The organism is Oscillatoria nigro-viridis PCC 7112 (genome assembly GCF_000317475.1).
Taxonomy (GTDB): domain Bacteria; phylum Cyanobacteriota; class Cyanobacteriia; order Cyanobacteriales; family Microcoleaceae; genus Microcoleus; species Microcoleus nigroviridis.
The window spans coordinates 1,295,297-1,315,219 of record NC_019729.1; the positions used below are offsets into that span (position 1 = coordinate 1,295,297).

General features: G+C 46.6%; 17 protein-coding genes. 4 read left to right on the top strand and 13 right to left on the bottom strand.

Annotated elements, in window-relative coordinates:
• Positions 1–326: 326 nt before the first annotated feature.
• Together OSC7112_RS05645 and petP are read right to left on the bottom strand one after the other, a co-directional pair.
• A complete protein-coding gene (locus OSC7112_RS05645) occupies positions 327–1,421 on the bottom strand; it encodes a Get3/ArsA fold putative tail anchor-mediating ATPase NosAFP (protein WP_015174999.1) in 1,095 nt (364 codons plus the stop codon).
• 185 nt (positions 1,422–1,606) lie between these two features.
• A complete protein-coding gene (petP, locus tag OSC7112_RS05650) occupies positions 1,607–1,807 on the bottom strand; it encodes a cytochrome b6f subunit PetP (RefSeq protein WP_015175000.1) in 201 nt (66 codons plus the stop codon).
• 670 nt (positions 1,808–2,477) lie between these two features.
• Here petP and OSC7112_RS05655 point away from each other — a divergent pair.
• Together OSC7112_RS05655 and OSC7112_RS05660 are read left to right on the top strand one after the other, a co-directional pair.
• On the top strand, positions 2,478–3,584 hold the full coding sequence (locus OSC7112_RS05655; RefSeq protein ID WP_041622938.1) for a FecR family protein: 1,107 nt from the start codon (positions 2,478–2,480) through the stop codon (positions 3,582–3,584).
• A gap of 423 nt (positions 3,585–4,007) precedes the next feature.
• Positions 4,008–5,822: a CHASE2 domain-containing protein gene (locus OSC7112_RS05660; protein WP_015175002.1), complete on the top strand. Its 1,815-nt coding sequence runs from the start codon at positions 4,008–4,010 to the stop codon at positions 5,820–5,822.
• Between the two features lie 363 nt (positions 5,823–6,185).
• On the opposite strand, the gene glsA is transcribed toward OSC7112_RS05660, so the two are convergent.
• On the bottom strand, positions 6,186–7,112 hold the full coding sequence (gene glsA, locus OSC7112_RS05665; RefSeq protein ID WP_015175003.1) for a glutaminase A: 927 nt from the start codon (positions 7,110–7,112) through the stop codon (positions 6,186–6,188).
• A gap of 660 nt (positions 7,113–7,772) precedes the next feature.
• On the opposite strand from glsA, the gene OSC7112_RS05670 reads away from it, so the two are divergent.
• Positions 7,773–8,114, top strand: coding sequence for a hypothetical protein (locus tag OSC7112_RS05670; RefSeq protein ID WP_015175004.1), 342 nt, complete (start codon positions 7,773–7,775; stop codon positions 8,112–8,114).
• Here the strand turns inward: OSC7112_RS05670 and OSC7112_RS05675 are convergent.
• Together OSC7112_RS05675 and pap are read right to left on the bottom strand one after the other, a co-directional pair.
• Positions 8,111–9,103, bottom strand: coding sequence for a YdcF family protein (locus OSC7112_RS05675; protein ID WP_015175005.1), 993 nt, complete (start codon positions 9,101–9,103; stop codon positions 8,111–8,113). The two genes, OSC7112_RS05670 and OSC7112_RS05675, sit on opposite strands and share 4 nt — an antisense overlap.
• A 354-nt stretch (positions 9,104–9,457) precedes the next feature.
• On the bottom strand, positions 9,458–10,945 hold the full coding sequence (gene pap / locus OSC7112_RS05680) for a polyphosphate:AMP phosphotransferase (RefSeq protein WP_015175006.1): 1,488 nt from the start codon (positions 10,943–10,945) through the stop codon (positions 9,458–9,460).
• A gap of 736 nt (positions 10,946–11,681) precedes the next feature.
• Between pap and OSC7112_RS05685 the strand changes: the two genes are divergently transcribed.
• Positions 11,682–12,665 carry a GNAT family N-acetyltransferase gene (locus OSC7112_RS05685; RefSeq protein ID WP_015175007.1) on the top strand — a complete coding sequence of 328 codons (984 nt, stop codon included), beginning with the start codon at positions 11,682–11,684 and terminating at the stop codon, positions 12,663–12,665.
• Between the two features lie 227 nt (positions 12,666–12,892).
• Here OSC7112_RS05685 and OSC7112_RS05690 read toward each other — a convergent pair whose 3' ends face one another.
• The 8 genes from OSC7112_RS05690 to OSC7112_RS05715 all read right to left on the bottom strand — a co-directional run bounded on the left by OSC7112_RS05690 (position 12,893) and on the right by OSC7112_RS05715 (position 19,802).
• Complete coding sequence (locus OSC7112_RS05690) at positions 12,893–13,792, bottom strand: ABC transporter ATP-binding protein (protein WP_015175008.1); 900 nt, start codon at positions 13,790–13,792, stop codon at positions 12,893–12,895.
• Positions 13,793–13,917: 125 nt separating this feature from the next.
• Positions 13,918–14,691 carry an ABC transporter permease gene (locus OSC7112_RS05695; protein WP_015175009.1) on the bottom strand — a complete coding sequence of 258 codons (774 nt, stop codon included), beginning with the start codon at positions 14,689–14,691 and terminating at the stop codon, positions 13,918–13,920.
• A gap of 263 nt (positions 14,692–14,954) precedes the next feature.
• The gene (locus OSC7112_RS05700; protein ID WP_015175010.1) at positions 14,955–15,998 is read right to left on the bottom strand and encodes a hypothetical protein; all 1,044 of its coding nucleotides are present in this window, start codon (positions 15,996–15,998) and stop codon (positions 14,955–14,957) included.
• 567 nt (positions 15,999–16,565) lie between these two features.
• A complete protein-coding gene (locus OSC7112_RS40760; RefSeq protein WP_317623949.1) occupies positions 16,566–17,192 on the bottom strand; it encodes an RNA-guided endonuclease InsQ/TnpB family protein in 627 nt (208 codons plus the stop codon).
• Positions 17,149–17,712 (bottom strand): RNA-guided endonuclease InsQ/TnpB family protein, encoded by a 564-nt coding sequence (locus OSC7112_RS40765; protein ID WP_223300766.1) that lies wholly within the window; start codon positions 17,710–17,712, stop codon positions 17,149–17,151. Before OSC7112_RS40765 ends, OSC7112_RS40760 begins: the two co-directional genes overlap by 44 nt.
• Positions 17,713–17,821: 109 nt before the next feature.
• Complete coding sequence (locus OSC7112_RS05710) at positions 17,822–18,568, bottom strand: hypothetical protein (RefSeq protein ID WP_015175011.1); 747 nt, start codon at positions 18,566–18,568, stop codon at positions 17,822–17,824.
• Between the two features lie 63 nt (positions 18,569–18,631).
• Positions 18,632–18,808, bottom strand: a complete 177-nt coding sequence (locus OSC7112_RS39385) for a hypothetical protein (RefSeq protein ID WP_015175012.1) — start codon at positions 18,806–18,808, stop codon at positions 18,632–18,634.
• A complete protein-coding gene (locus OSC7112_RS05715; RefSeq protein WP_015175013.1) occupies positions 18,777–19,802 on the bottom strand; it encodes an ABC transporter permease in 1,026 nt (341 codons plus the stop codon). Before OSC7112_RS05715 ends, OSC7112_RS39385 begins: the two co-directional genes overlap by 32 nt.
• Positions 19,803–19,923 lie beyond the last annotated feature (121 nt).

Here is a 19,923-nt window from a genome sequence, read left to right on the forward strand (position 1 = left end):
AAACGCAGATATTTTTAAGAGATGAGAGCGAATGCTTGCAATACAACCCACATTCCGCACCCTCAACTGTCACTATCGGTTTTTACTTATTTTGAGCCAGCAATAAAACTATAAATCATACTGTAATACCATTAACGGATAAATAACTTTTTAAAGGCATAATTTGTTACTTTGAAGATATAGTTTTCTGCGTAATTATGCTGTATGACACCCCAGGGTGTGGAATGTGGGATACAAGTCTAAACTTCTAAATATTTTTCCTAAAAATGTGGAACGGGCAAGATGCCCGTTCCCAAACTGCACCCAAAATCCCTACAACTTAACCACTAAAAAGAAATAATCAAGTAACCATTCAGGAACTTAGCACCAGTAACAGACTTGCCAGTCAGCGCCGGAGGCAGCAAAATATTGCGCCGCTGATCCCCCGCTTCGATCGTCACTTCCGGCCCCGATTGAATCAATTTAATTTCTTTCTTGTCAAACCCAGGCAAAAACAAACTAACTTGACGCTGTGCAATGTTTATGTTAATGGGTTTAGGAGCTTTTGCGGCCTCAGAAAAATCTGGCAAAGCATCAATTAGCGGCTGCCAGTTATTGTCACTGTGCGCCGGAACCGAAACAGCGGTCAAAGGATCGAAATCGGCAGTAATAGCTTCTGTAACCGATGCTTGATTGACAATGACACCGCCCACAGTCAAACCAACTTGTTGAGAACTTCCCCAAAGATAGCGGGCAGTTGCGATCGCGCTTGCATCCCCAGTCGTCACCAAAAAAGCCGCCGTGCGGTTCGGATCTGCCAGCGCTTCCTTACCCTTATCCAAAAGATTATCGACTTGCTTAGTAGATTGAAAAGGATTATCCCCAGACAAATCCACAGTCAACACGGTACTGAAAACCGGCTGAATAAAAGGCGACAAAGCTTTACCCAAATCCGAATCTACCAAAGCTTGACGGAAGCGACGGATATACCAACTCAAAATTTCCGGCATTCCCAGCATCCGCAGCGTATCCATGCCGCCGGTGCCGTCATAAACAATTACATCGTATTGTTTGCTGTCCTCGTATTCCCGAAGTTCGTTCAACGCCAGGGCGCTGTCCATTCCGGGTAATACTCCTAATTCTTGACCGTAAATCTGCTTGAAAAACGGAGTGCGGACATATTGAGCTTCTAATTGTTTAACTTCGTCCCACCTGCGTTCTAGCAGCGGCGCGCTTTGCACCTGAACTGCTTTGAGGTTGGGGGCGATTTCCTGGGGGTTGAGAGTCAGAGGAACCCCTAGCAGAATACCCAATCCCGGTCCCGGATCTTGGCCCAGCAGCAGAACTCGCTTGCCTTGAGCCGCATATTTTTTAGCTGTTGCGATCGCGATCGTACTGCGGCCAGTGCCGCCTTTGCCCAAAAATGTCAAAATCAAAGCCATTTTCTGTTCTCACTGCCAAAGCTTACTCTTTAACATTTAAGCGCAACCTTCAGCCAGAGTGGGGGAGGGGGGAGAGTGGAGGAAGAGGAGAGTCGGTGAGTGGGAGAGTGGGAGAGGGGAAGAATTGGGAAAATTTTTCCTCTTCCTTCTTCCTTCTTCCTTCTTCCTTCTTCCTTCAACATCTGTTAAACGATTTCTAGCTCATCTTCAAAGAACCAAGTCGCAAAACCGTCAAACTTGACAACCACGCCTACTCCGCTACCGTCAACCATTTTGAATCCGTCAACAGTGCCTACTGGATTCTCCTTTATCTTGCCCACCATATTTGCAGGTATCCGATCTCTGAGACGGCGCACCTTCACTCTCTGACCTACTTCTATTGCCACTGAAATTGTTCTCCTGCTCTATATAACCTATATACAACCGTCCATTTTACAGTTTGGCGTCTACTTCCGAACAGCAACGCCAGCAGGCGATCGCTCCCTATGATTTTCCATCGAAATTTCCACCAACTTTCCCTAAAAGACGGTATTCTAGTCGGAGTTGGTCGATCGTCTACCCTGATTCCCTTGAGTTTGCTTCATCAGGTTTCCCAGTCGCAAGCTCCACTGCAATCTTCCTCCGCACCACTTAGATAATTATTTTTTATCGCTTCGCTAAAAGAATCTTTTTATTAATTGCCACAACTACAGAATTTATCCCAAATTAGTCATCCTTCCGCCAGAAGCCAAAAGGCCTTCACCAGCAGTAATTAATTTTATGTTTGCTATATATAAATCTGCCCTCTCTAACGTTGACATCGGCGAAAATTGAGGCTGGATAACACTTTGAGCCAGCTTTGCACAAAATTCCGAAGGTCAGAGTTTAGGAAACTGCCATGTTGTAACAGTTTACTAAACTCTGACACTAAAAAAAAGTTTTAATGCTAAACTTTCAGGCTGACAAAGTTTATTTTTGCTGCTGTGTTACGGCATAAAAAATGGAACGATTTCCGGATGTATGCCGTCTGATAGAGGAAATGAAGTCGAGGAACTTCAATATGACAAAATTGAAATTATGAATAAAATTTTTACGTGTGGGCGATCGACCAAAATTCCGCTCCTAAGTTTGTCCTTGGCTGTGCTGGCGAGTCTGTCGCCCTTTCGCGGGACGATCGCCAGTCCGCTCTCTCCATCCCCCAAACAGCCGTCCAACACTACTAAAATTGTCTCAGTCGCTCGACAGCCAGCACAGCCAACCGCCTCCAAATCTCCCAAAAATCCGGCAACAGCGGCGGCGAATTTATCCCCAGCAGAGACGATAAACGCCCAGGGAACAGCGGCCGGACGATCGCTCGAAATAGAAGAAATTCGCGGTACAGTCAGCTTTAAAGGGCGGCCGGCGGTAGTGGGCGATCGGCTGCTCGCCCCCGGAGACGAAATCATCACCGGCCCCGATTCCACAGCCCGTTTAGGCATCGACAACAACATCGGCATAGTGGAAGTTGCCGAAAAAACAGCAGTCAGAATATCCAATTTGTCAAGCCGTGCAGGTGGCGAAAAAGACACAGCGATTTTTGTCAGCAGGGGGCGAGTCAGGTTGTCGATCGGCAAAACTGCTGCGGCAACTCCTGCAGCCAGCACCTCAACAATTATCCCGCCGAACCAAATAGTCGCCCTCAATACCTTCAGCGGACTCGGCAAATCCAGTCAAATTGCCCAAAAAACCCGTTCGGCCAAAAACGCCCCAGTCAGGGTTGAAACCCCAGAAGGCGTTGCCGGAGTTCGCGGCACCTCGTTTGGCGTCAGCGTCGGCGGCGGCAAAACCGCAGTCGAAACTATTGAAGGTGCAGTCGCAGTATCCGGCAACACCGAATCCGAAGTAGTTGTCAACAGCGGCAACGCCACGACTATTTTCCCTCAAACCTCGCCCGTGGCGCCCTCAGCGAGCCCTCGCCTAGCTCAACTAAAAGTCCGCAGGTTGTTGAGACTCAGCGGCAATATCTATCGCCTCAGCGGTCAAATTAACCCGATCGACACAGTTTATGTCCACAACGAAGAGATTAAGATCGATCGAAAGGGCAACTTCAAAATCCAAGGAATTTTACCGCCAAGCCGCCGCCTCAAAATCGTAGTGCGAGGCCCCTCAGTCACAGAACGGCATTACAGCCTCGCCGTTCCCTAAACCACCGATCTCAGACTAAAATGCGCGGGCTGTCTCTGAGGAAGTGAGTTAGATCGTAAGTCCTATCTGGGTTGATTATCATGTGTAAGTGCGAAGCATTTCGCGCTGAAACTCCCTCAGCCCAGGTGCATCTAAATCTTACATTTAAGTTTGATGCAATTATTCTGGGATGTCCCGCCCGTCAAAAAATACAATTTAGATGCCCAACAGATTAGTCAAAATCAATAAATTTTGCACCAACCCTTCGCCCTTACGGTATTGTAAAACTTCATGACCAAAACTTTTTTGATGGTACCCGCCACGTGATTTATCCGTGGAATCAATCCAAAATCTAAAATCTAAAATCTAAAATCTAAAATCGAATGACTTGCACTCCTCTCGAAGGTCGGACTCGAATGTCAATTTTTGCGTCAAATTAATTGCATGAAGTTCAAAAAATGGATCGATCATCTCAAACAAAATCAACTGATCGGCCTGCGGCAATATATAATTACAAATCCTCCCTGGATGACAGGTGCCATAGCAGGTATAATGTCTGTAGCCATGCTGCAATTGGGAATGTGGAAACCGCTTGAATATTTGGGATACAAAACGCTATTTCAAATTCGAGAATCGCGAATTTTGCCAAATCCCGGATGGGATCATAGAATTGCGGTAATTGCGATCGAACCGCATTCCTTGCAGGAATACGGTAAATTTCCTTGGCCTCGCAACCGCTACGCCCAACTGTTAGAAGCGCTGAAAAAATCTCCCCCCACAGCCGTTGGTTTTGACATTCTTTTCCTCGATCCGAGTCCGAAAGATGATATTTTAGCCGCTGCAATTGTCGCCAACGGCAAAGTTGTACTCCCTAGAACCATTAAAGAAGAACCCGTAGCATCTTTAAAAGCAGCCGCCGCAGGTGTCGGCCACATCGGCCAAGAAGCCGATAGCGACGGTATTACCCGCGTCTCAAAAATCTTTCTCAACGGGGTTCCTAATTTCGGTTTAGCCATGATTCACAGGTACAATGCTGCTAATCCTCAAGATCCAGTATTGCTCCCACAGTCAAAAAATAAGCCCCAAAAAAAAGCCTGGGTGAACTGGCCCGGGCCAACAGAAAATCTACCTACCTATGCTTTTGTTGATGTCGTAGAAGGTAACATTCCCGCAGATGCCCTCACCAATAAGTTAGTTTTAGTGGGCATAGTTGCTACCGGTTTCGACCCGATTTCTTCACCTCTCAACAAGACTACGGCTGGGGTTTATTTATATGCAGCGTTGATTGACAATTTGCTCAATCAACGCTTGCTGCGGCGGCTGCCGGTACTCGTAGAAATTTTGTTATTGTTGGGGATTGGCCCGCTTACCGCTTTGGTTCTGGGCAACCGAGGTGTTCAAGAGAGAATTGCGATCGCTCTCGGTTTGCCTATAATTTGGATTGCGGCTGCTGCTTTGTTATTTGGCTTCTTTTTTTGGTGGGTGCCGATTGCCGCACCTATCGGCACTCTCATTTTATCTAGCACTGCTTTGCAACTGCGGGAACAGTACGAAAAGCAGCAGTTGATGAGGTTATTTGAAAAGCACGTCGATCCAGAGACTGCTCAGCTTATTTGGCAACGCAAAGCGGAGATATTTGAACAGGGAGAACTCGAACCTCAAGAACTTACAGCAACGGTGCTGTTTATGGATATTCGTAGTTTTACTTCGATTTCCGAAAAAATGCGACCGCGAGATTTACTCACCTGGTTGAACAATTATTTGGAAGCGATGACTAACTGTATTATGGATCACGGCGGCGTTGTAGATAAATACATCGGCGATGCAATTATGGCAGTTTTTGGAGTGCCTTTTTGCCATACCGAATATCGAGAAATTCAACAAGATGCTTTGAATGCAGTTGCGGCTTGTATTGCGATGCACGAACGGCTGCACCAACTTAATCAGCAGCTTAGAAGCGAACACAAACCTTTAATTAAGTTTGGCATCGGTTTGCATACCGGACAGTTAGTTGCTGGTAGCGTGGGCGGTTCCCGGCGTTTGAATTATTCTGTGATCGGCGATGCTGTCAACGTTGCTGCTAGATTGGAGGCGATGAATAAGGAAATTGTTTCTGACAGTCCTTTTAATTTGTTGGTGACGGCGAGGACTTTTGCTTACGTGCGCGATCGCTACGAAGGCCAAAAAGTAGGATCGATTCAATTGCGCGGCAAAAAAGAAGAGACTGTGGTTTATGCTATTTTGGGCGAAAAGCATTAGTCATGGGGCATGGGGCATGGGGCATTGGTCATTAGTTGTGATATTATGTCCTGTTAATTAGGCCCAATTACTTCCTACTGGCGAATTAAAATATTGGTTGTAGGGGCGGGTTTTTCGACAATCTACGCCTCAAACAAATAATCTCAAAAACCCGCCCCCGCCCCACGGTAAATCGAAATATACATTTTTTCAGGCGATCGCCCGTGTTGGTTAATGTAGATTATTAGCGGTGTGGGGGCGGGTTTATAAAACTTGTTTGTACTGATTAGATATTGTGGTAAAACCCGCCCCTACGGAATTATATTGTTTCCTAATTGCCAATATTTTGCGTAAATTAAAGGGTAAATCAAAGTGCAATCTCATCTAATCAAATACGCTCAGCCGCAGAGTTTTAGCTATTTGTTCTAACAGAAATAAGCCGCCGACAGAATTTCCCTCTTTATCCAGGGGCGGACTGTAAAAGCCGATCGCACCTTGGCCCGGAATTACCGAAAGCATTGCCCCGCTAACTCCCGACTTAGCCGGCAGTCCCACCCGCAGCGCAAAGCGGCCCGATGCTTCATACAAACCGCAAGTTGCCATCAGTGCTTTGACAGTACGGCAGTTTTCTCCCATTGGTCGATCGCCATTATTTACCAAAACCATTCCCAACTTAGCTAAATCCTCCACATTTCCCGACAAACAGCAAACGCGATTGTACGTTTCTAAAGCAATTTCCGAGTTTTGAACATAACCCGATTCTACCATTTTCAAGGCAAGATTCCAATTATTTTGATTTGGATTTGTCTTCACCGAATCGAGCATTAACTCGTCAACAAATAACAGACTGTTTGCCTGTTGATTTAACCAATCGAGCAAGTTTTGACAGCGCGCCACAGCATTTTGACCGGGAATCAAAGACGCTAGGGCGATCGCCCCGCTATTAATCATCGGGTTTCTCGGCTTCCCTCGGTCTATTTCGAGTTGAGTTAGGGAATTGAAAGGCAGTTCCGAAGGCTCGCAGCCAACGCAGTCAAACACCCTTTTTTCGCCCAATTCGCACAGCAAATAAAGCAGCACAAAGGGCTTGACTGCACTCATCAGCGGGAATGTTTGAGCAATGCTACCCCAGCTCATAATTTGCCCGTCAATTGCCCGAATTTGCACGGCAAACCCTTGTCGGTCGGCTCGCGCTAGGAGAGGTATGTACGCGGGGATTTGACCGGATTTACTGCGATTCATGGCCTCTTTTGCCCAAGCTGCCAGTTGTTCCGGTTGCAAGGAAGATAGTTTGCTGGTGGATATTTTCACTCTCGATTATTTAGATTATTTGAGATTTTAGATTGGCAGTCCTGGCGCGATATTGAGCAATCAACCCGATTGATTAACCGAATTGCGTCACTTGGGTGCTCTGCTGGCATAAACCGCGTTTCTGAGGTGAGATCGGGCAAGCTCATAATTTGATGAAATTTTTGTGGGGTGTCCCGCCCGCCCGAAAAATACAACGCAAGAGGCGGGACAGCTTATTTAAGGCTGTTGACGTTTGGGATCGGAGGGAGCAAATAAATTTATTGACAATTTTTCATAAAAAAACCTGTACTTTGCATAAAAACCTCCCCTTCACCCAGATAGGTAATTAGGGATGAGAATTAAATAAAATCCACTTTTCATGACTGTTGTGGGATGGGGCTATGAGCCCGTCCTTTCTGGGCGGGCTATAAGAGCCCACCCCACTTTCAAGAGTGTAAGTTATTTAATTCTCATTCCTTAGCAGCTTCAAGGCAACGCTGCTACCCAAAACAAACAAGCACTAGCTGGAAATGCCTTCAGATTCTTATATTTAAGCCCCAGCAAGGGGCGGGGTGCATATTTAACTTAATTCTTTCAGAGTTCGGCAAATCCTGTCCGGAAAACCCCCGAACCTTTAAGAATGTACTATCCAACCGGATTCACCAAAACCAGGATAAAAAAATGTCAGATGAAGCGAAAGCAGAAGCACCAAAGCCCGCTCCCATGATTTTTAAGGGTGTGTGCAAGGAGGGAGTTCTCAAAGGCAAAGAAATTGAAGGCAAACTAGACATCAAAGTCAACGTTGAATCTGTCACAACCCCTGAAACAAAGCCCAAAAAATCCGAGTGGGAGCCAGTTATCTTTTGGGTATTGTTTGCATTCATGGCAAACTTGATCGTCGGCGACCCCGCCGGAATGAGAAAATACAGCTCCCCACAAAGGTCTTCTTCTCATCAGATGTTAAACCAATCTGGGGAGCAGTCGCTGTTGCCTAAGAAAAACACCAGCAACTTGCCACTTTAGGCCCTGGGAGCCTGCCAGCCGCGCAAATAGTAATAGAAAGACCCGAAATATTCATCGAATACTCGCGTCGTAGTTACCAAAGCTTCTGCACTAGGCAAAAAATCTCCCGCGTCTAAACGCAGTCTGGAGCTCCCTCCTGAGGTGGGTTGAAAAGTGTAGAAGTCGGTAGCCCTAGGAATCACCTGGATTCCCATATTCGCAAAAGCTAGGCTGGCACGGCGCATCTGAATCGCAGATGTTACCAGGATTACTTTGCGCGCGGCGCCCCGGCTGTCGAGTATTTTTCTCACTTCTTGAGCGCTGGTGCGTATGTTGCTGCCGTTATCGTCGAGCACGATACTGCTGCGCGGCACGCCCATGTTGTTTGCCAGCAAAGTCTCGATATCCTTGGCTTCACCAACATAACCCTCCAACTCGTGTCTCGGGCCAGCGGTAACGATGACCATAGGTGCGAGTTGTTTTCTGTACAAAACGGCAGCATAGGGCAGGCGATTGCCTGTATCTGTCAGTTGAATCGCTACTCGGTTGGGGATGTGAGGCTGAGTGGTTCCCTTGCCCAGAAGAACTATCGCCGCTGCGGTTTCATCGCAGCAAACTGTCCGGACGGCTGCGGCGGCGTCCCGTTCTGCTTGCTCGGCGAACCAGTAAGCGACAACTGGCATACTCGAAAGGATCAAAACTAGCAGCGCTGCCAGGATCATTCTCGGCGCCGGGTTGCGGATGCCCCCGTTCGTGATCAGCGCCGATGCAATCACCAGCAGAGTGATGGAAAAACCCAAGGGCTTAAAGAAGAAGGCTATTAGGCTGAAAATCGCGGCTCCTACTGGCGTGTCTGGCGCAAAAAAAGCCAGGAACAAAAGGCTGATCAGCAGCAAAACGCGCAGTCGGTCTAATAACGGATTGTCTTTGCCTCCTGATTGATCCCACCACGATTTGATCAGTGAGAACAGGAGGAATAGAAATAGAATGCGAGCTAACAGTTCTGGCATCTTGCAATATTCTGTGTCTTCATAAATTAGTACGGAAGTGTGGAAACGAGCGCGAATTTAGCCGCGGTAGGAAATACTGGCATCGGTAGGTTTTTAACTTTCGCGAATAACGCAGTCCGATCGCATTTATCCTGATGCTCGATTCCGGTCAGCTATCAACTATTGGTTGCAGGGTGCAAGCCCGCTACTTCCAGTCACAGATTGCTGACAGTTAATTGGTAATTGATAACTGGTAATAGTTGATTGGTAATTGGTAATGGAGCGAGGACGCCGCAGGTGGAATTGACAATTCAAGCCTGCTTTGTTCAGCCTACTTTTTTCCCCATTACCTGTTACCGATTCACCAATCCCAATTTATCGGCGCTTCAGTTGATTCCGAATTGCCTGCGTTACCGTTTGAATTACTTTAACACGAGCATAATACTTGTTATTGGCCGCAATTAGCGTCCAGGGAGCAGCCGGCGTGCTGGTGCGCTGAATCATTTGATTCACCGCCACTTCATAATAATTCCACTTTTCCCGATTCCGCCAATCTTCAGGAGTGAGTTTGTATTGTTTAAATGAATTGTTTTGCCGCTCTGTAAACCGCTTTAGTTGCTCGTCAGGACTGATGTGCAGCCAGAATTTAACTAAGACACAACCGAAACTGGTGAGTTGCTCCTCAAATTCGTTGATTTCCTGATAAGCTCGGCGCCATTCGGGTTCGGTGGCAAATCCTTCGACTCGCTCGACGAGCACTCTACCATACCAACTACGATCGCAAATGCTGATTTTACCAGCAGTCGGCAGCCGCTGCCAAAACCGCCAGAGGTAGTGATGCGCTGTTTCTTCGTCTGTCGGCACCCCAAAGGCATTAACCGTGTAACTGCGGGGGTCTAGGATGTCCGTCAAGCGTTTGATGGCTCCTCCTTTGCCGGCGGCGTCCCAACCTTCAAACAGCACTAACACGGGGATTTCCTCTTCGTAGATGCTTTGTTGCAGTTTCCCAAAACGGGTTTGTTCCTCGCGAAGTTGCTGTTTGTATTCGTCGGGCGACAGCGATTGAGTTAAATCTACTTGGGCCAGCAAGTCGGGTTCAGTAGGTTGTAAGTGTTCTTGATGCGGCAATTGTATCGGTGCTGATTGCATCGTTCGTCTGTCTAAGGCTTCTGTAATTGTCGCTGCCATTTGCGTTAAAACTTTGACTCTCGCCCACCGCTGACAATCGCCTTCTACTAGCGTCCAAGGTGCGGGACCCGTGCCGGTTTGGGCTACCATTTCTTCGGCAAAACTTGTGTATTCTTCGTATTTTTTGGCTTGTTTCCAATCTTCGGGTCGCACTCGCCAAGCTTGTAAGGTGTCGTCTTCTAGTTTTTTGAGCCGGTGCTTGAGTTCTTTTTTGCTCAAGTGAATCCAAAATTTGGCAATTGCGGCGCCGTCATCAACCATCTGCCGCTCGAAGGCATTGATTTGCCTGATGACTGTCGGTACTTCTGCCTCGGAGACTCGATCGAACAACCGGTCTTCTAAAACATGAGTGTACCAACTGTGGTAGAAAAAGCCAATTTGTCCGCGGGCCGGAAGTTTCTGCCAAAACCGCCACAGAAAAGGATAGCCCATTTCTGCTGCTGACGGCGGCCAAATCGGGTGGACGGCAAACCCCCGCGGGTCCATATACCCTACCATTTGTTTGACTAAAGCGCCTTTGCCCGCGGCTGCCCAACCTTCGAGGACGATAATTGCGGGCAATTTTTTTTCCCAGCAGGCCAGTTGGAGCGATCGCAACTGTTGCATTAAAATTTCTATCTTGGCATCATAGGTTTCTTTATCCAGCGAAATATCTAAATCGAGGTTGTCGAGCATACTTACCTCATATTAATCTGTAAAAAACAGTTTAACGTTAGTTTAACGTTAGGATAAAATTTAATCCTCAACTCAGGGAAAAACGTTATAAAAATTACAGTTACGGCTGGTTAAAAGCCGGAGCGCTCCTGCAATCAAATGCCCGTATCGCTAATACTAGCAACAATCCCTCGATTTCAAACTTGCCAAAAAAAACAGCTCAGGTTATAGTTGAAATAGGGAACTTTTAAATAAGTTCAACTTCTCCCCTCCTCCGATCGGGCGAGTTAACAGGAGGAGCCAAAAATCCCTGAAAAAGGATTTATTGTAAAACAGAGCCAAAGTAAAAATCAACTACCCGGTGGGGGTGACAACTTCTTTACTTAGCTGTAGAAACTTTATTCAAACAATAGTAGTTACTTAAGCACCAAGCTTGGTAACGAAAGAGAGCGCGACTCATCGACATCCAGCCATAAACTCACATACAAAACTAGCCCAAAAGGGCAAACCAATTTTTATGATTGCGCTATGAGATAAAACCTGAAAGCCTGGGTGATATAAACAGGTTTCTGAGTTTTATCGACACCACAATAAATCTGCATTACATCCGCGTTTATCCGCGTACCCTTCGGGAAGGCGAAGCGCCTGCATCTGCGGTTAACAATCGCAAACTCGGATTTTTGCCAGAAATTCACTGTACTTGTTTGCCAATACCAATTAAGAGGAACAGTCCGAAATTACGGATTGCAAGTTTTCTATGAATATCCTGACAACACGCTGTTACAAAGGCGAAACTGACTGGTGCGCGATCGCCAATTTAATCGATGCTTGCGAAGCAGTAGATAGACTCGGCGAAGAAGTCTCAGCAACTGAACTCAAGCTAATACTTGATGCGCCCAAACTCGACAAAGCCCGCGACGTGCAGTTGTGGGAAGATGGTAATTACAAACTCATCGGTTTGTCACTTTTAGATATGCCCGATTCCCAGAATGAAATTGACGCTTGTCTCTGGTTTTACGTGCATCCAAATCTACGTAGCGAAGGTTTAGAAAAAGACATAATTAAGTGGGGAGAAAAGCGGCTGCGCGAAGTGGCGAAAGAACGGAATTTGCCCGCGAAATTGCGTACCTACACCCGCGAGGACAAAACCGATGAGATGCGGCTGTTAGAAAAACAGGGCTTTGAGGTCGATCGCTATTTTCTCACAATGGCCCGATCCCTCGCCGAACCCATACCAACACCCGAATTTCCCGCAGATTTTGCGCTAACACACGTATCCGGAGAACAAGACATCCAACCCTGGGTAGAAATGTTCAACCAATCATTTATCGATCACTGGAATCACCACGATTTAACTGCGGAAACCGTGCGCTACTGGATGCAAGATCCGAATTATCAGCCGGAATTAGATTTGATTGCTGTTTCGGGCGATTCCCTGCGGGATAGCTTCGCTTCACGCAAATTTGCAGCTTTCTGCGACTGTCAAATCAAACCCCAAAAAAACGCCCGCAGCGACACAAAAGACGGTTGGATTGAATTTTTGGGTACGCGGCGCGACTTTCGGAAAAAGGGTTTAGGAAAAGCGATGCTATTAGCTGGTTTGCATAAGTTGAAAGCAGCGGGTGCAAACACAGCTAAACTCAGCGTCGATGCTGACAGTTTGACGGGGGCGACAAAGCTTTACAAATCAGTCGGTTTCCGCCCGGTGGAAACTTGGATCGAGTGGGCTAAGACAGTGTAAATTCGCTAGGGTGGTCAGAAACCGGGTTTTTGCGACAATAAGCTGTTGTGCCTTTAAATTGTCTGTCAAAAAAAATCAAAGTCTTGTGGGGTGGGCCTATGAGCCCGCCCTGAATCTACAATTTAAATGCGCGACAGCTTAGTGCGTTACAGCCTTCAGATTCAGTAAAAAACCCGGTTTCTTTGGTTTTAATACTCCCGTGGCGGATGTACGCTGATGGACGCGGATTAGGATACAGTTTGTTTAGTCACTTCGACATAAATATGTTCTAACCGCACCGGATACCGAGCAATTGAATCAATAGAAATCCCGTCGAACAGCAAAATAATCTCTTTTAATTCTAAACGTTCCGGCAGCCAAAAAGCCAAATCGCTACCGTAGCGGCGGGGGATGAAACTGTATTGTTTAGCGCGGGCGATGACTTCAGCTTCTTCGTCGGTTTTTACCACGATAATTTCTTGAGCCGGAATCAGTTTTTGCAACTCCTCCAAACTGCCCTCAGCCACAATACTGCCATTTTTCAAAATCCCAATTCTCTGACACAGCCGCTCAGCTTCATCCAACAAGTGAGTTGTCAGCAAAATTGTAATTCCTTCCGATTGCAATCGCTGAATTAACTCCCAAATTTCATAGCGAGCCTCAATATCTAAACCCGTTGTCGGTTCATCTAAAATTACTAATTTAGGCTGGTGTACCAAAGCCACCGCAATATTCAAACGGCGCTGCATTCCTCCGCTCAAAGTTTCCACCGGGCTTGTAGCTCTATCTGTCAAATTAACTGCTTTCAAACAGTGTCTTACTTGATAGCGCCGCTGTTTGCGCTCTAAGCCGTAAATTTGAGCAAAAAAGTTAAGATTTTCTTCGCAGCTAAGGCTTTTGTAAAGCAAATTTTCTTGGGGCGCTACACCTATTAATAATTTTGTAGCTTCGGAAACAGGTTCGCCATTGATGGAAACTTGGCCGCTGTCGGCATTTAGCAAATTGCATAGAATATTGATAGTTGTAGTTTTGCCAGCCCCGTTTGGCCCGAGCAAACCGTAAATTTCTCCAGATTGAATGTGGAGTGTTAAATCTTGAAGCACTGAACGCTCGCCGTAAGACTTATTTAGCTTTTCTATTTGCAGCACTGCTTTAATTCTCCGTATTATTTTATATATTTACGGTTGTTTCTGAAGGATTAAACCGCAGAGGGCGCAGAGGGCGCAGAGTCAGAGCAGAGAGAGATGAATAATTACGATATAATGAGATAGTTTTAAAGTCTTCTTTCTACTCTCAGCATCCTGCGGTAAGAAAGCCATCCACCTGCAATCATGGCAATAGAAAATATGAATAAATACCAGAAGTGTTCGGAAATATCAGCCAAATCTTTGCCGTCAGCCCACACGCCCATCAGCGCTTCGTTCATGTGATAGATTGGATTGTACTGGGCGATTTCCAGCAGACTTTTGGGAAAGAGCGAAGTTGGCAAAAATGCGCCTCCTAAAATTAACAAAGGAACGCCGAAAGCGGCTACTAGCGAGTTGACATCTTCAGTGCGCCTTGCAAACTGGGTGCCGAGAATAAAGCCTACACCTACATAAGATACAATACTGAGCAGAATAATCGCACATCCTAACAGAATAGAGCCTTGGAATTGCGCTCCTAAACAAGAGGCGATCGTGTATACTAAAATTACCTGACCGATGCCGATGCAACTGTGAGCCAGGAAAATTCCTAAAAAGTAGGAAGTGCCGCTCAGCGGGGAAATAAACAAGCGTTTGAGGGTATGCTGTTCTCGCTCTGCTACTACTGTTGCTACGCTACCACCGAGACAGCTAAAAAATAAAGCCGCTCCTACTAAGCTTGCAGGTGCAGCAACTTCAAAGGCTTTTGCTGTGCTGAGATTAGCGCGTTCTTTTAAAATTAAACCGTTAATTATCAAGATAGAAACTGGAAAAATACTCCACAAGACTAAGCTGCGTCGCCGCCTCCCCAATTCAATTAAAATCCGCTGTGCTACTGCGAGCGTTTCGTACCAGTATTTCATAAGAAATCTATTAGTATTGTGGGAATTGGGAATTGGTAATGACGCCACCGCATATCATACCATAGAGATGCGAATAAGTTTAACTCTCAAGAAAAAACCCGCCGACGCGGGTTGGGATTTTAGGGGGATAGGTTTTAACGCTCGTTAAAAAAACAACGGAACTGTAACAAGTTCCCAACCCATATCGAATCAGTTATTCCCAATTCTTTTATCGAAAATCGAAAATCGAAAATTGTATAACTTGTCGCCCTCTCTCACTGGTCTCAATTAATCCTAAAGTTCTTACCTCTGTAGCATCCTTGAAAAGAAGTTAAACTGGTGCGGTTTCCCTGTTCCAATTTAGTCACGAGGGAAGAAGTATTGGAACTGTCAGCGGTAGCACCCCACTTGTAGATAAAGTCGCCGAGATTGTCTCCGGTTTCTTCGTAGCTGTGCTCTTCAATTGGAATTCCCGAAACTCCTGAAACAGTTTGGTTGTGGTATCCGTTAACGATGATTTTTTCGATAACAGCCCCTGGTTCGGCGGTAATGTTCCATTGCACCGGTTCGTAGGCTGAAAGTGCGAGAATAATGGGCTTGTTTCGGCGTTCTACTTTGACTTCGATCGCACTTTGTGATAAATCTCGGTTCTTGTGATCCGCATTGGCTTCGTAAACGCCTATTAAATGAAGTTCTTTATTTCCGCTTGAGGAACCGATATAAGCTGAAAAATCGTCGGAACCGCCAAGCCCGCAGTTGGCGCCAGAACTAATTGGGGAAACAAAAGCTGTTTTTTCGGCTAGTTTCTGCTGCACCGCCGGCACTACCCACAATCCGGTTCCGATGCCTAAAGCACCTATCAAAGCGGCCGCGATACCGAAAGGAAGGACATTTGTGAGGTGGCGAACAACTGGTTTGGCTGTTAGTTGAGATAGCGTTTGCTGCCAAGTTTCACCAGTTTGTCGATCGGCATTCCCGCCATCGAGACAGGCCAATAAACCTAAACTTTCCGGCTGTTCGAGCAGACTTTGAACTGTTTTCCCTTCGCCGACGTAGAGATTTCTAGTTGCTGTGTCTAAAAGCAGCCAGTAGCGATCGCCCTCGCCGAGGTTGTACTCTTGTACCGCAGGATCGACTAAATCGTGCTGCAAAAACACCAGCCAAGCCATATTATTGCCAGTGCCGACTGTTTTGCCGTCGCTGGATATAAGTTGGTCGATGTCGGGTTCCCAGCGCCAAGCTACCCAGCGACTATCCCCTCGATAGCCGAGGGATTTTTCTAGTTGCGGATGAGCGGTTATTTCTAAGCGTTGAACTAAGTTTGACACTAGATGTCCTCCTCAAGTGGGATCGGGTCTAGAGCAATTTTGTTCCAATTTATTAAAACAAATATTTTGCTCATGAAGAGCCTCCGAATAATCGGGTTAATTTTGTCTCGCTAATGTTATCAGCCGGTACTTTCCCAACCACACTGGCTTAACAAAAATATGCCTGTTTAATGGTTTAGCTTGAGAACTTGGAGCAGGCGAGTACCCGCCTGGTAATAATTTTAACCTGTGCCGATCGCTAATCCTGTTACGGATTAAAGCTAGCTATCTATCACTGCTTCTACCTGGTTGTCCAGTTTTGAAAGAGTGCTTGACCGATAGCGCCTACAAGTTCTTAGCTTAACTTTTATTTCGCTACTCTGCTACAAAATATGCCGATCGCACCTGAGATCAATATTATACAGGCAAATAAATATTCCGGCTTTCTCGCGGGTGAAATATCCGTTACATAAGACCTACTCACAACTACTCATAACTAGACAAATCTACTCCTGAGTATTGTGAAACTTACTTCCTGCTTCATTCTGGCGGTGTCGGCACTAACCAGTCCACAGGCACGAGCCCCGTCTAACTGACGGTTTTTGACAAATTAATCGCTGCATTTAAATCACGGTCAATAACAAAACCGCAATGACCGCATTCAAACACTCGCTCAGAAAGTCCGAGTGTTTCTTTTTTGGTGGAGCAATTAGAGCAAGTTTTGCTGGATGGAAACCATCGGTCAACTACTACAAGTTTTGAGCCATACAACTTGCACTTGTAGGTCAATTGGCGTCGGAATTCAAAGAAACCCATATCAGCAATAGAGGCAGCCAGTTTATGCAACGCCGTCATCCCGGATACGTTGAGGTCTTCGATCGCTACTGTGCCGTGGTTTTTGGCAAGCAATGCCGTTAACTTGTGCAACGTATTTTTGCGAATGTTAGCTATTTTTACGTGCAATCTCGCTATCTTAAGCTGTGCCTTTTTCCAGTTGCGTGAGCCGATAGTTTTATGGCGATTGAGCCACTGCATTCTTGACAACTTGGCTGCGTACTTTTTGTAGGATTTTGCTCCGACCATCACTTCACCTGTTGAAAGAGTAGCTAATGCTTTAATGCCGAGGTCAACTCCCACAATACTTGTTTGACATGACTCTTGCTGTTCTACCTCAAATCTGAAACTGATAAACCACCTGGAAGCTTGACGGGATATTGTACAAGACGCAAGTTAATACTTGTGGCAACCTTTCGTAAGTCTTGAGAACGCCAATTACAGGAACTTGGATTTTGTTGTCACCCAAAATTTTGACTGTTCCTTCTAACGTGAAAGAGTCGCGCCGCCCTTTTTTCTTAAATCTCGGTACTCCCGCAGTCTTGTTAAAGCACCGCTTCCAAGCTTGGCGCAAAGCCATTAATGCCTGTTGCGGTGTAGATTTACTGCACTCGTAATACCACGGATTTTCTGATTTCACCAGGGTTACTAACAGTTTGTGCAGGTCAATAGCTGTGGGAAAGTTAAGTTTTTCATCGGGATGGGATTTGTTATACTCAAGAATGTTTTTGGTTGGCCACAATCCCCAATTCCAAGCATGGCGTGCTACTCCACAGTGCTGGGCGAGCATAGTGCGCTGCCTGTTATTCAGTTTCAATTCTGTTTTGAAGCCTAACAGCATTGTTACCTCTCGATCGCTTTGAGTCACACTATATACTGATTCAATCCCTACTGATTTCATAAGAAATGAGTAGATGTGAATAGGATTTTGGTTACAGCTTCTCACCCTAAAAAAGAGAACATTTCCGAGAAACCCGGTTTCTGTGATGAAAGTTCTGACACTTCGCCGATTACTGGCGGGGGCCATCAATCGCATCTCGAGTCGGCGCCACACCTCCAGGGCCAAAAGAACTCGGCGGCACTCTCGGAAGATTGAGATTGGGATTGGGAACTAAATCGCTGTTGCTGTCGCCAGCAGTTCCACCCGTGGGAGACGCACTATTATTGGGATTGGTACTCGGTGAACTTCCCGGATTGAGATTATTGGGATTGGTACTCGGCGAAGTTCCCGGATTGGGATTATTGGGATTGGTACTCGGCGAACTTCCGGGATTGAGATTATTGGGATTGGTACTCGGCGAAGTTCCCGGATTGGCATTGGGAGTACCTGCGGGCGAAGTTCCCGGATTGGCATTGGGAGTACCTGCGGGCGAAGTTCCCGGATTGGCATTGTTGGGATTGTTGCGATTTGCCGTGCCTGCAGGAGTAGTTATCGGGGTGCCGACAGCATCTCTGGTGACGGTGTTAGGGTTCGGGGCAGCAGCCGGAGTGCTCCCATTGGGGTTATTTGCAGGAGCATTGGCGGGGTTGCCGGCAACCGGATTAGTGTTTTGGGGAGCAGCGTTGGTGCCGCACAAACTGACTAAATCAAAAGTTGTGCCGCCTGGAGTTTCGATGAAGCAAACCGGCACGTTTACTTCGGGGTTTGAGGCTCTGGGAAAATCGGCTGTTCCCGGCATGGGACGGCTAAAGGCAGCTTCAGCCATCAGTGGGGTCAAGGCCGCCGATAGAGCGGCGATTGTTCGCAATAATCTCATCAGCGTTTCCTCAAATGTATAATTTTATTTTCTCCAGTATTGCCCATAAATTGCCAAGTGTCGTCACTCTAAAAGCCGATCGATCTTTTTGACAACTGCTTCTACAGGGCCACCGCTGGCTGCAACATCTCGCGAACGCAGAAAGCATAGGTAGAAAAAGCCAATAGTGCCACTGTCGCCCATCCGTTGCCCTTCTTCCTTGATATTTTTAGTACCGAATTCGCGGGTCAACGTAAGCATTCAAAATATCAATTACAATGCTGGCAATTACAACAATTGCTGCAAAAAACACCACAATACCTTGAACAGTTGGATAATCCCGCAAGCTAATCGCTTCGTAAAGACGATTTGCCAACCCCGGCCAAGAAAAAGTAACCTCTGTTAAAATAGCACCGCCCAACAGTGCAGCAAAAGTCAATCCTAAGACAGTAATCACCGGAATTAGTGCATTTTTCAGAGCGTGAGCCCATAAAATCTGGAATTCGGGAATGCCTCTAGCTCTAGCTGCTTCGACATAATCTGCTTGCAAAGTTTGCTTGAGATTCACCCTGACAATGCGCTCGAAAATGCCGCTCAAAAGAATCCCCAACGTCAAACTCGGAAGTGCCAAATAATGCAAAGATGTGAGAAACTGACCGGGGTTAGCGCTCAGGAGACTGTCAATAGTGTATAGTCCTGTGTAGCCTTCGGGGGCGGGGAATGTGACAGGAAAGCGAGTTCCCAAGGGAAACCATCCCAACTGCACTGCGAAAATCAACTGCAAAACCATGCCAGCCCAAAAAGCGGGCAGCGAGTAAGTGATAATGCCAAACAAACGGCCTGCAGCATCAAAAATAGTGTTGGGGCGGGATGCTGCCAGGGAACCGATACTGATGCCGACAATTAAAGCTACGGCCATGCTACAAACTGCTAATTCCACTGTAGCGGGGAAATAGTCTCCGATAATTTGCCACACGGTTTGTCCGCGAGTAGTGATTGAGGTTCCCAAGTTGAAGCTCAACAAGTCTTTCATGTATTGGAAATATTGCTCCCACAGGGGTGCGTCGAGGCCGAGTTGAGTTCGCATTGCTTCTTTGGCTGCTGCGGGAGCTCGGGAGCCGAGAATGGCATCTATGGGGTCGCCCGGAGTGGCCCGCAACAATAAAAATACTGCTGTGGTGATTGTCCACAACATTAGGGGTGCCAGAAGCAAGCGGACAAAAATATAAGATTGCAGGGCTTTGGAACGAGACATAATATTTGGGAATTGCCAATTGCGAAGTCATTAGTCATTAGCCAGATGTTGAAGGCATCAGGCAGATGGAAGGTAGAAGCTGGAAGAAACAGATATTTTATATCTGCGACTTCCGTGTCGC